Raw genomic sequence first — 13228 nt, forward strand, 5'->3', positions numbered from 1 at the left:
CATCAATACATACTGCAAGGAGGAAAAACATTGAAGAAGAAGTTACTATCTATGCTGGTTCTTTCCACAATGGTTACGGGAATGATGGCAGCACCGATTGATACAAGTGCAGCGGGTGAGCCTATTTCTGTAAAACTTCAAAATTATATCGGAAGTAAGAGTTCACTTCCTTTTACGACAAACGGTGATTACCAAGTGAAGGGAACGTCGATCTTCATCCAGCCGGGTGCATCCTACACCATGAAGGTGGAATCAGGGAAACTATCTCTATATAAAGGTTCCACACTCGTGAAGAAGTTCGATGGGAACGCTACGATCATCCCGACGATTACAGAAGCGATGGATCGTTCCATGACAATCAAAGGAAATGTTGACAAGCAATATTTAGGAGAAGTCGAGTTTACCGTTGAATCCAGTAAATATGTGAGACCTGTGAACAATATCAATCTCGAAGACTACTTAAAAGGCGTGGTCCCTGCTGAAATGCCTGCTTCCTGGGGCGATAACGGCGGACTGGATGCTTTGAAGGCTCAAGCTGTCGCAGCCAGAACCTTTGTATTGAAAAAAGGGAACTGGACGATTTATGATGGCCAAAGTGATCAAGTCTATAAAGGGTACGATTGGAACCCTCATACTACGCAAGCGGTCAATGAAACTCAAGGTGAAGTTCTGAAAAAAGGCGACAGCTATGCGGAAGCATTTTATTCTTCATCAAATGGGGGAAGAGTATTCTCGAATCAAAATGTTTGGGGATCCCCATTAGTTCCTTACTTGGAGACGAAGCCGGACATCTATGATGCGAAAATCTCACCACACGGAAATTGGGCAGTCCCACTCTCCAAATCTCAATTCGATGATAGCAAGCTGGATCTAAAGAAACCGGAATTCTGGTGGTCGGACGTGAAGGAACAAGATCAAACGGTCATTTCGAACATGAAATCATGGTTGAAAAATAAAAACCATATTGATGATAAAAGTGAAATTAAAATCGTCGATATAAAGGATGTCTCTTTTGATATCCCGGATTCATCTTTCACTTCAACAGATGTGTTGAAAGGAACCGTATCGTTCACTTATTTTGAGAAAAAAGATAGTGGATTTGTGAAAAATGAAGACGAAACCATCAAACTGCAAACCAAAACGATTAACGATCGCTCTTATAACATTCGCTTTATGCTGGGGACATCAATCATGAAGAGTCCTTATGTGAAGAGTCTTGGCGAGACGGATGAGCGATTTACAATCAACGGCGGCGGTTTCGGCCACGGAATCGGGATGAGCCAATACGGTGCTTACCAGATGTCGAAAGACGGAAACAACTTCAGAACGATCCTTGGCTACTACTATCCAACAACAAGCGTGAATAGAGAATTGGACTTAAACGACTATTCTCATGAGCTTGAAGGGATCGACCGCTATGAAACAAGCGTCAGTGTATCAGAGTATGGCTGGGAAAATAAATCGAAGGCAGTAGTCATCGGCCGCGGCGATTTATCGATCGATGCGTTAACAGGAAGTGTACTGGCGAAGAAAATGGATTCACCGTTATTATTAACCACATCCAATTCACTCCCAGAAACAGTACTGGCTGAAATCAAGCGACTTCAGCCTGAAAAAGTCTACTTACTTGGTGGTACGAATGCCATCAGCGGCAATGTAGAGAGTCAGCTGAAAGGCTTATCTGATGTTACCCGCATCAGCGGAAAAGAGCGTTACGAGACGGCAGTGAAGGTGGCAGACGAAATCAACAACAATGATGAAATCTTTGTTGTGACAAAAGACGAGAAATCCCCAGATGCCCTGTCGATTGCTTCATATGCGAGCATGATGCAAATCCCGATTCTGTATACGACAAAGGATTCCCTTCATGAGAGCGTTGAAGCATACATGAAAGAGAATAGTATTAATAAAGTAACGATCATTGGTGGTCAGTCTGCTGTTTCTTCAGGAGTAGAACGCCAATTAATGAATCTTGCTTCAGACGTGTCAAGGGTATACGGGGATGACCGTTACCAAACAAGTCTGACGATTGCAGAGAAATACAGCAGTGAGTTTGAAGAAAAGACATTATTCTTCGCACGGGGAGACATTTTCATCGATGCCCTGCCTGCGTCTTCATTGGCAGCAGCGATGAAATCCCCATTAATCCTGACGCGTAAGGATGCCTTACCGGATAATGTGGCAACATGGCTGGATGAGCGTACGGTCCTGGCCGATACGTACTTCTTAGGCGGTAAAGGGGCCATTTCAGCATCTGTTCGTCAAGATATCCAACAGGCTTTAGCAAATTAATATGAATCATGAAGCTGCCATTCTTAGGGATGGCAGTTTTTTTATGGACAAACTTCCGATCTTCGGGTTGTGACGATGGATTGATCTTATTTTTTCACTTCTGGAAGGTTTTTGGCATCAGATAGTCTCTTTATAGCTGGGAGGGTGGTTTTAGACTGGATTGAAAGCCGATTCGAGTGGTGAATCGATGACTTGAAGCGGTCTTCGCGGGATAATTAATCCTCGGGTCGAATTTTCTTTAAATGCACACTCAATTTGCCCATCCAATACAAGCTCCCACCCCCGCCAACAGGCAGTTAACGAGTAGCTGAAAAAGCGTAACTTTCCCTCATATAGATCAATCTTCCAAAATTATGACTATAAAACATGTTTGTAACACATATTTAACATAACGGAATCATAGAGAATCTGCGTCATTTTTCAGTATTGACAGGGGTGACAAAGCGTATAGGGGCAGGGAACAAAGCATTTTCAAATGGTTGGTTTTCATGTATAATTTTTTATTGTTGTTTGATTATCAAGACTTAACAGGGTGCGTCCCTTTTTACATAGGAAACAAGGAATTCGAAAGAGACGATGGTCCTCATAGGAAAGGAGTTTGTAATGAAAAGACAGTTTGCCGTTCTACTAATTTTGATCACTTTATTCTTAAGCGGCTGCGGTGATCAGCCATTGAAATTCAGAAACCTTCTGGAAGCTGATCAATACATTCGCAATAATATTGAAAACACGGATTGGGATACCTTTAAATATATGCTGAGTCCTGACAACACAGTGACAGAAACGGACTTCAACTATCTTAAAGAGAAACTGACATCTCAGCGTAAAAGTTATTTTCATACCGAAGCTGTCAATAAATTCTATCGTTTTAATAAAGAAAATGAATTGGTTTATATGACGGAATGGGAGAAGAAGGACGGAATTCTTCTACTGAAAGATATAGACTATATTCAATAAGGCTCTTATGAAACAAATAAGCCTTCCATAAACTATAAAGACAATGAGGAGTTTAGTATGAATTTTTCCACACTCATGAACAAGTATGAGCCGAGGGTGAAACAGATCATCTTGATATTAGTGGCCGGATATTTGTTCTTCGCCCAGTTCTCTACTCAAGCTAAATACATCAAGCTTCTCCCCGTACCCGTTCCTGCGGTGCTGACATTGGGAGTTGGCTCATTATTATTCCTGTATTACGTACTCAATCGAAAACGTTTAACGCAAACCTCAGAGTTTGATAAATACTTGAAACGCTTCCTGATTCTTTTCCTTATCTCATTGGCACTGGCTATTCTTTCTGCTTTTTATACGGCTACGGTATTGAATAGCGTAGAGTATATGAGCTACTTGAAAAGCTCGATGATCACGCGACTTGCCTATTATCTCAGCTTTTTCATGTTTGTGTACTTCGGCTACCGTTTGCTTGTGAATGAGCCAAAGGATAATGCAAGCATCATCAAAGTCTACCCGTTGTCGATATTGTTATTAGTGGCTGTAGCCTTTTGGCAGCTTGCCTATTTCATGTTCAACATTCCATTCCTTAATCTAAACACCCGTTCCTTTGTTCATAGTGTGGAAGGAGTGACACTGTTCGATTTTCGGATCACTTCATTCACCAATGAACCAAGCTATATGGGACCGTTCTTGATTGATTTGATTATCCTGGCATTCCTGTTTGTAAAACGGAAATGGGTGTATGCGGTCGCCGTACTTATTCCGACGCTATTCATCCTGGCCTTTACATTTTCCGTGAGCGCCTATTTCAATCTGGTACTGGTGATCGGCTTCTTAATGGTTTACTTAATGTTCCATCCAAAATTCCCGAAGAAAATCCTGTGGATGATTCCGTTGGTTGGGATCATCGGGATTGCAGGTCTTTATTTGGTGAATCCGGATCTACTGGCCAAATTCTTCTCTCCGATTTGGGGAAGAAGAGATAACCTTTTCGATCCGACACAATCAAGCCGGATTTATATGTACGTCATGCCATTCCAGTGGCTGTTCGATCATTCCATCATATCGGGACTATTTGGATATGGACCGGGAGCTTATGAGTTCCTGGCGGGGACCAAGATTGTACCTCATACCCAGATGAGCCTGGCCATCTCGGCAAACAATATGTTTATCGATGTGCTATTTGAGCAAGGTGTCATCGGACTCCTTCTTTTACTGACAGGATTAATTTCCATCGCCGTATTCCTATTGAAGAACGGCATGAAGAACATGTACTACTTCATTGCATTAGTCGAGTACTTTCACCTGATGGTCACATCCTTATACAGAGCGGATTATGTCACACCACGATTCTGGGCAGTTCTATTAGTTATCGCCGTGCTAGTGAAAATCGGTGAAATGAAACACAAAGATAAGCTAAATGTAACGGAGTGATACAGTTGAGTTCATACAAAATCTTTCTTTCATATCTGATCTTTGTGGTTCTTTTGTTTGGCATTATTGTTGGCGTGAAAACAAAAGAGGTGCAAAAAAGTGAATATAAATCGGTCGGAAACGAATATTCACTCCTGAATTTCGGCTTAGGAGAAAGGTATCAGGAAGTATTTAAGGTCATGAAAGATCCCGAATCCAAGGATAAAGTACTGGATGATTCAGAACAGAAGCTTCGCGTTCACTTCACTGGCGGAGAAGCAGACTACCTGATCACATCCAATAAAAAGTTCAAGATTTCTGACACGATCAATGTAGGAGATAACCTCCAAAAGGTCATTGACAACAACTTAGAGCTGGACATGTTTGAATACAAAGCAGATGAAAATGCGACCACATCGTATGTGTATATGATCATCAAGAAACAGAGCGTTGTGTTCGAAGTAGAAGAGGGCAAGATTACAAAAATATTACTGGCTCAAGAAGAAATTCCGATTGTCGAATTAATAAGTGCATTAAATGAAGAGCTGGCAACGGAAGAGTTCCTGGAGCTAACGGACGAAGAGCTTCTCGAAAAGTCCGGTACGCTGAGCTTCCGGATCGATTACGAGAAGAACAACAGAAAAGTCCTATCCGATGAATTCCTGCAATACGTGGACGCAGGCCTCTTACCAGAAACGCCTCTTCCAATCGGATATTCGGAAAAGAATCTGTTCCGTAAATATGGAGATCCTGTTTACATCTTTGAAGGGCAAGGCGAAGTTGAATTCTACTACTACTACAAAGAGTTCAACTCCTTTGTTGGATTAAACGAAGATAAGCGACTTGTGGAAATCAAGTTCCCGGTAAACATTCCCGCAGCGGAATTCGAAAAGATCCATGGCGATCTCGAAAATGAGCTCGATCTCGAACAAAATGAGCTGAAATTAACAAAAGAAAATGACATGATTACAGAAGTCATTTTAAAAGAGAAGTGATTACTTGAGGTGCACCCATTGGAGATGGGTGCACCTTTTTTATTCTGCATTGGGCACATGATGTGCAAACGATATCTGTAGATGGAGACGGTACGGTTGGTACCTGCGGGATAAAGAAAATTCGACACGGAGGATCAATTCATTGAAATGAGGATCAATAAATCAATTTCAGGATTGAAAAAGCCAATCGAGGATTAATGATCGATGATCAGGATCAATTTCCTCCAAAACAGGACCGAATTATCCTGCGAAGGTAACCCAACTCCACAGATTACATCCTCAAATCGGCCTGCAACCTACCCAAACAGCACATTCCCACCCAAATATGGACAATCTAAAAGAAATCCCCATCCAAAACAAACAGAAATCGATTCCCTATAAACCAAAACCGCCATCAGTTCACAATTTAAATCTACGACATACCAAAAAAACGGCAAGCGCCCACAACCGGGCACCTGCCGCAACTCGAATCATAACGATCAAACACTACTTCTTCTCATACCTGAAAATCTCTCTAAACGCTTTACCGTAATAGCTGAATGGCTCATCTAAATGACGATACTTTTTCAACGTAAAAAGGGTCAATAGAACCACCGCTGTAGGGGTATTGTACATCCTCTTAAACAAAGGACCTTTTCCGATAAACGATTTTTCATATAAACGGGTCTGCATCTCAGGCTTCTCATGATTCACGACAACCTTCGGATAATAGCTGATGGACTTATGGTTTCTGGCTAAATCGAATAAGAAGACATTCTCTTCACCAGATGGATAAATCGCACCCAAGCCGAACTTCTCGTCGAATCGAATCAGGGAGGGCTCGATATTCGCCGTTTGAATAAAGATTTCAATAGAAGACTTCTTCAACAGCTTACCGGTTGTAACCTGTTTCTGCTCTTCTTCGTCATATTCTTTATAGTAAACGCCCTTGATCGGATCATAGATTTGGAAGCATGCGACATCGGTCTCGAGATTCTCGTTGAAATAATCCACAACAAGCTGGAACGAGTCGTCATTATACCAGCAGTCGTCATCCGAAAACGTCAGAATGCTGCCACTCGCATGCTCAATACCAACGTTCCGGGCAAGTGACAACCCTTTGCGGTCAATTTCAATATGATTGTATTTAAAGTTAACATCTTTTAAAACGGATGTAATATAATTGTGATTGTCTTGTGATACAATAATGACTTCGAAGTCTTTGTATGATTGATTATTAAGACTTTCAAACAATCGTTTCAATTCCTCTGGCTTCGTTCCAAGAGTTGGTACGATTACACTAATCATTTTCTTCATCCTCACATCTGAAATTACTCGCTATATTATAGCACAATAAACCTGTGAGATTAAGAAATCAACAACATATGGTATAATACTCGTGAAAATTAATGATTTTGGCTCATCGATTGAAACGAACGTTTCAATCGCTTTCAGCGCAGCTGAAAGTACGCCCTGTGGAAACAAAACGAAAGAGCAAAGAAATTTGCTCAGGCGTTTTGTCTCCACAGGGCGTAAATGAGCCAAAATCTGCAGACACTATTAAAAAGACTTCGAATCAGTAGAATAAGAACAAATGATTTACACAAAACTAAGAGGTGAGTTCTTTGAGAGTAAAAAAAGCGATTATCCCGGCTGCGGGTTTAGGTACGAGATTCTTACCAGCAACAAAGGCACAGCCGAAAGAAATGTTACCAATTGTAGATAAACCTACAATCCAATATATTATCGAAGAAGCGGTGAATTCCGGGATAGAGGATATCCTGATCGTCACAGGCCGTGGAAAACGTGCCATCGAAGACCATTTTGACAAGTCTTTAGAGCTTGAAGAAATGCTTGCAATGAAAGAAAAATATGATGAGCTCGAGCAAATCAAACAAATCTCTCATCTGGCGGACATTCACTACATTCGTCAAAAAGAGCCTAAAGGACTCGGACATGCCATCTGGTGTGCAAGAAAATTCATCGGGAACGATCCTTTCGCAGTCCTTCTTGGAGACGACATCGTCATCTCTGAGAAACCTTGTCTTAAACAACTGATCGATGAATTCGAAGAGAAAGAATCAAGCATCATCGGCGTACAGGAAGTTCCTGACGAGGACGTATCCAAATATGGTGTCATCGACGTGGAAGACCCTGCGAACGATGGTCCACTTTTCAAAGTCAAAGGACTGGTAGAAAAGCCGAAATTAGAGGATGCTCCTTCCAACATGGCTATCATGGGGCGCTATGTTCTAACTCCGGATGTCCTTGATATTCTAGGAAACCTTGAGCCTGGTCAAGGAAATGAAATTCAATTGACAGACGCTCTTCAAGAATTAAATACGAAGCAAAATGTTTACGGATATTCTTTTAATGGTAAAAGATATGATATTGGAAACAAATACGGCTTTGTTCAAGCAACAGTAGAGTTTGCTTTAATGAGAGATGACCTTAAAGGTCCATTGAAAAGCTGGTTAAAAGACATCATTTCAGAATGAACAAGGAGAAATTAAGATGAACATTTGTGTAATTGGTACAGGTTATGTAGGACTTGTTTCAGGCGTATGCTTCAGTGACGCCGGAAACAAAGTGACATGCCTGGATATAGACGCTCAAAAAGTAGAGAACCTGAAAAATGGGATCATCCCTATTTACGAGCCGGGCTTAACCGAATTAGTAGAAAAGAACATCAGCGAAGGCCGCTTATCCTTCACAACGGATTATGCTGAAGGGATGAAGGATGCAGATCTTGTCATCATTGCGGTTGGAACTCCTCCAAAAGAGAATGGTGAGGCGAACCTGCAATATATTGAAGCGGCTGCCCGCTCGATTGCAGAGCACCTTCATGACTATAAAGTGATCGTGACGAAGAGTACGGTTCCAGTGGGAACAGGTGCCATGATCAAAGGTGTCATCAAAGAAGTAGTCGGCCATGAAGAATTCGATGTGGCATCAAACCCTGAATTCCTTCGTGAAGGGTCGGCCATTTATGATACAGTGAATATGGAAAGAGCAGTCATCGGTGTGGAATCAGAGAAAGCAGAGGCGATCCTGAAGGAATTACATGCTCCTTTTACCAAAAATATCGTCGTGACAAACATCGAAACATCTGAAATGATCAAATATGCGTCCAATGCGTTCCTTGCAACGAAAATCAGCTTCATCAATGAAGTGGCGAACGTGTGTGAACTTGTTGGGGCGGACGTGACGAAGGTAGCAGAAGGAATGGGATATGACCCGCGTATCGGCCCTCAATTCCTGAACGCTGGAATCGGCTACGGAGGTTCTTGTTTCCCTAAAGATACAAGTGCCCTTGTCAAGATTGCCGATCAAGTGGGCTACGACTTCAAAATCGTCAAAGACGTTGAAGCGGTGAATGGTCTTCAGCGCTTTAAGGTTGTAAACAAGCTGGTAGAAGCCTTTGATGGCGACCTGACAAACAAGAAAATTGCTGTCCTTGGTCTTGCATTTAAGCCGAATACAGATGATATGAGGGACGCACCTTCTGTTGATGTCATTCCTAAACTGCAAGAACTGGGAGCGGACATCACCGCCTATGATCGCATTGCAGAGAAAAACGCTAAAGCGCTCATTCCAAATCTTCGTACTGGACAAGACCTGTATGAAGTCATCCAGAACTCGGATGCCATCCTGATTCTGACAGAGTGGGATGAAGTAAGAGAGCTGGATTTAGAAAAAGTAGCTACACTAGTAAACAGCAAAGTCATCGTTGATGGACGTAATATCTTTGATCCTGCTCATATGGAAGAGAACGGATTCTATTATGCGTCAATCGGAAGAAAAACGGTCAAAGCATAACATGATAGGTGGATCCTTCATCAGGGTCCACCTTCAATTGGTAATAAGGATAGATGAGAGGAAGTCATGATATGATACTGGAAATAATCTTTTGGCTGCTGATCCTCCTTTCGGTTTATATCTATGCCGGTTATCCGATCCTGCTGAAGCTCATATCAGGAGTTGTCAAAAAGGATCAAATCACGGATACAGGCTATGAACCAAAGGTAACGCTCTTTATCGCAGCATACAACGAAGAGAAAGTCATCGCTGAAAAAGTACAAAATTCTGTGGATCTTGATTATCCACAGGACAAGCTTGAAATCATCGTTGTGTCAGATGATTCATCCGACAGAACGAACGACATCGTCAATGAGTTCGTGGCGAAATATCCGAACGTGAAGCTGAATGTCGTAAAAGGAAGAAAAGGGAAGACAGCGGCACTGAACAAGTCCGTTCCGTTGGCAACTGGTGAAGTCCTTGTATTCTCGGATGCGAACTCGCTTTACAATAAGGATGCTGTTCATCATTTAGTGAAGCACTTTAAAGATGAAGAAATCGGTGGGGTTTGTGGTGAGCTTAGATTAACCAATCCAACAAACTCATCTATCGGAGAATCAGAGGGTGCTTACTGGAAGTATGAGAAGCTCCTGAAAATGCTCGAAACGGCAACAGGTACGACGATCGTGGCAAATGGTTCGATCTATGCGCTCCGTAAAGAATTATTCAAAGAGATGAATCCGAACGTCGGCGATGATATGCAGAACCCGCTGATCATCATCAACCAGCAAAAGCGATTCGTCTATGAACCGAATGCGATCACGATGGAAGAGACATCACCAAAATCATCAGAAGAATTTGGCCGGAAAGTCCGTATCGTAACGCGAAGCTTCACAGGGATCATGAGCTACAAGCATGTGTTGAATCCGTTCAGGAATTTCGATTTCTTCTATAAATACATGTCTCATAAATTCTTGAGATGGCTTGTTCCTTACTATATGATTGCCATTTTTATCATTAATCTTTTCTTACTGGATCAGCCATTCTATCAAGTCATGTTCGGCTTACAATTGGCATTCTACCTCCTCGCACTTTTAGGCAAAGTGACGAGCAACAAAATCACGTATATCCCTTACTACTTCTGCCTGGTAAACTATGCAGCCTTCCTTGGTACGCTGAGAGCGATCTCAGGTAAGAGACAGGCAACATGGACACCGACTAGTAGATAATGGAAACGAAACCCGGTTTGAGCCTCTCAAATCGGGTTTTTTCGCGACTTTATTTGTCGTGTCCATCCCTAATAAAGTCGATTTCTACAATAAAATGTCAAACCCTGACTTTATAAGTAAAAGGAAAAGTGTTAAAATTTTATTACAATTATGTAAACGAGGTATTAAGATTATGAATCTAGTAAACAAGCTAAAAGAGGCACTGCTTTCCATATGGCAGGACAAACTCCTGCTCATCTCTGCCGTTGGTCTTTCCATTAAAGTCGTATTATTCTATTTATTATTAGGAAAAGGCCTATTTGAAGTGAAAAGCTTATTCGTGACGCTTCCGGGCAGTATTTTGATGTTATTTTCATTTGTGTTTCTGTTTAAAACCTGGTCGAGAAAGACGGCCATCATCGGTCTAAATATTGTCGCGACCTTCCTATTGCTGTCCCAGTTATGGTATATCCGCTACTTTGGAACACCACTATCGTTCTTTGCCTTACTGCAGACGTCCAATCTTTCAGGACTCGGACCGAGCATCATGGAACTGATCAACGGGCTGGATGTCCTGTTTGTAGTGGATATCATCCTATTGCTCATCCTGACGAAAAAGAAATCCTTTTCGATTCCCAAGGTACAATGGAAAACCTTTATCATCATTTTCCTGGCAGGTTTCAGCATCCTTGCCGTGAAGCCTTTGAAGAATCACTATATCGATGGCACTCCATATGCCCAGATCTTCAAGATTTACGATCGCTATGATTACATATTGAAGTTCAATCCGCTTCAATACAGTGTGCTGGATATGTACCTGTTTTATCAAAACAATCGCTACATCGACTTGAACGAGGAAGAGGAAACCCTCGTAAAAGAATGGTTTGACAATAAAGAGGAAAATAGAGAAAAAAGGCTGTACTTAAACAATAAGTACGAAGGAGTCGGAGAAGGGAAAAACCTGCTCATCCTTCAATTTGAATCACTTGAAAACTGGGTGCTGAATAAAAAGGTGAATGGGAAAGAAGTAACCCCCAACCTGAACAAACTGTTGAAGAACAGTATCTATGCGTCCAACTTCTATCCGCAGACAAAGGGCGGACGAAGCTCTGATGCAGAGTTTGTCGTGAATACATCCCTGCTTCCGGTCATGGAGGGGAGCACATTCTTCCGCTATCCGACGAATGATTATACGACGCTTCCCGGACTGTTGAAAGAGGAAGGGTATTCAACCTATGCCTTCCACGGGGACGAGGGAACGTATTGGAACAGACGTGAAGCTTACCCGCATATCGGGATTGATGAATATCATGCCATTGAGGAGTTTCATGAAGGCGAAGAAATCGGGATGGGCTTGAGTGATGAAGAGTTTTTCCATCAATCGGTTGAATTCTTGAGTAAAAAGGAGCAGCCTTACTTTGGCTATTTGATTACGCTGACAAGTCACACGCCGTTCGTCATCCCGGAACAATTCAGAGGTCTTGAATTTGAAGCTCAATACAGCGATACATCCGCTGCTCATTACCTGCAGTCCATACACTACACGGATATGGCGGTCGGTAAGCTGATGGAAGATCTTGAAGCGAACGATATGCTCGATGACACCATGATTGCGATCTTCGGTGATCACGCCGCTTTCGAAAACAGCTACAAAGATCAAATGATGAAAGAAAATCCAAAGGTTGAAGGGATCGACGAAGAGGGCAGAGTGCCGTTCATCCTCTACAATCCTGGCATGGAACCGATGGAACTGGACAAGGCCTACGGTCAAGTCGATATCTTCCCTACGCTGGCCTATGTCATGGGCATTGAGGAAAAGAAGTATGGAGATGTGGTAATGGGAAGAAACATGCTTACATCGGATGACAGTTTTGCCGTCATCCCACTCGAGAATACGATTCGATCAGATCGTGAACTGTCCGACGATAAGAAGGAATTCGAATTGAAAGCTCAGCAAGTATCGGATCTGATCATCAGAAGCAATTATTTTGAGGAAAAAGAATAACGCTCGCACTCCTATCTCATGAGGTAGGAGTGTTTGTTTGTTCAGCGATCTTCTTCAATTCGTTTGCTCTCATCTTGATGAACGTGTGCATGTACCTTTTTAAAAAGAGTTTGTCTGCAAGCGTCCCGATTATGCCCAGTGGAGCTTCATATGAGAAAGTATCCTTCATTAGTGTGCCATTATCCTGTTGGCTAAATTCATGGATATGAGTAAAGGATGTAAAAGCACCCTTCACCATAACGTCCGTGAACGAATGGGGGGCGTCCATTTCGACAATTTGAGCCGTCAGTCGCTGTTTAACGCCAAAATGAACGGCTTCCCATGTCACGGTATCTCCAATCTCCAATAAACCGCTTGTGACGCCTCCTATGGCCCTCTCTTTCGTTTTAGAGGTCGTTTGAGTATGAATATCCACATTGCGGGCTAAGTCGAAACAAACAGAAACAGGAGCGTTTATATGCGTGATTTGACGAATGGTGGGCAAAATAGAGTCAACTCCTTGTCTTTGGTCAATCAATAAGGGGGACGGTCCTCGATGTATCGTACGCTTATCAAGAAAATTCGACACGATGGATCAATAAAAT

Annotated in this window: 10 protein-coding genes; 8 read left to right on the forward strand and 2 right to left on the reverse strand. The window is 42.2% G+C overall.

Translation table 11 applies throughout. The features are described from left to right. Positions 1-30 precede the first annotated feature (30 nt). The 4 genes from Q1B03_RS14960 to Q1B03_RS14975 all read left to right on the forward strand — a co-directional run bounded on the left by Q1B03_RS14960 (position 31) and on the right by Q1B03_RS14975 (position 5654). Positions 31-2292: a SpoIID/LytB domain-containing protein gene (locus Q1B03_RS14960; RefSeq protein WP_299742914.1), complete on the forward strand. Its 2262-nt coding sequence runs from the start codon at positions 31-33 to the stop codon at positions 2290-2292. Positions 2293-2895: 603 nt separating this feature from the next. Beyond that, a complete protein-coding gene (locus Q1B03_RS14965) occupies positions 2896-3249 on the forward strand; it encodes a hypothetical protein (protein ID WP_299742917.1) in 354 nt (117 codons plus the stop codon). A gap of 57 nt (positions 3250-3306) precedes the next feature. Next, positions 3307-4680: an O-antigen ligase gene (locus Q1B03_RS14970; protein WP_299742920.1), complete on the forward strand. Its 1374-nt coding sequence runs from the start codon at positions 3307-3309 to the stop codon at positions 4678-4680. Positions 4681-4685: 5 nt separating this feature from the next. Next, a complete protein-coding gene (locus tag Q1B03_RS14975; RefSeq protein WP_299742923.1) occupies positions 4686-5654 on the forward strand; it encodes a hypothetical protein in 969 nt (322 codons plus the stop codon). 486 nt (positions 5655-6140) lie between these two features. Here Q1B03_RS14975 and Q1B03_RS14980 read toward each other — a convergent pair whose 3' ends face one another. Next, positions 6141-6941 (reverse strand): glycosyltransferase family 2 protein, encoded by an 801-nt coding sequence (locus Q1B03_RS14980; protein WP_299742926.1) that lies wholly within the window; start codon positions 6939-6941, stop codon positions 6141-6143. Positions 6942-7258: 317 nt separating this feature from the next. Here Q1B03_RS14980 and galU point away from each other — a divergent pair, with 317 nt between their 5' ends. The 4 genes from galU (at position 7259) to Q1B03_RS15000 (ending at position 12644) form a co-directional block, all read left to right on the forward strand. After that, positions 7259-8131 carry a UTP--glucose-1-phosphate uridylyltransferase GalU gene (gene galU, locus Q1B03_RS14985; RefSeq protein ID WP_299742929.1) on the forward strand — a complete coding sequence of 291 codons (873 nt, stop codon included), beginning with the start codon at positions 7259-7261 and terminating at the stop codon, positions 8129-8131. A 16-nt stretch (positions 8132-8147) separates the two neighbouring features. Next, positions 8148-9452, forward strand: a complete 1305-nt coding sequence (locus Q1B03_RS14990) for a UDP-glucose/GDP-mannose dehydrogenase family protein (RefSeq protein ID WP_299742931.1) — start codon at positions 8148-8150, stop codon at positions 9450-9452. 71 nt (positions 9453-9523) lie between these two features. After that, positions 9524-10660: a glycosyltransferase family 2 protein gene (locus tag Q1B03_RS14995; RefSeq protein WP_299742934.1), complete on the forward strand. Its 1137-nt coding sequence runs from the start codon at positions 9524-9526 to the stop codon at positions 10658-10660. 172 nt (positions 10661-10832) lie between these two features. Beyond that, positions 10833-12644, forward strand: coding sequence for an LTA synthase family protein (locus Q1B03_RS15000; RefSeq protein WP_299742936.1), 1812 nt, complete (start codon positions 10833-10835; stop codon positions 12642-12644). A gap of 16 nt (positions 12645-12660) precedes the next feature. On the opposite strand, the gene Q1B03_RS15005 is transcribed toward Q1B03_RS15000, so the two are convergent. Then, complete coding sequence (locus Q1B03_RS15005; RefSeq protein WP_299742939.1) at positions 12661-13128, reverse strand: SRPBCC family protein; 468 nt, start codon at positions 13126-13128, stop codon at positions 12661-12663. Between the last annotated feature and the right edge of the window lie 100 nt (positions 13129-13228).

Source organism: uncultured Rossellomorea sp., assembly GCF_947488365.1.
Lineage (GTDB): Bacteria > Bacillota > Bacilli > Bacillales > Bacillaceae_B > Rossellomorea.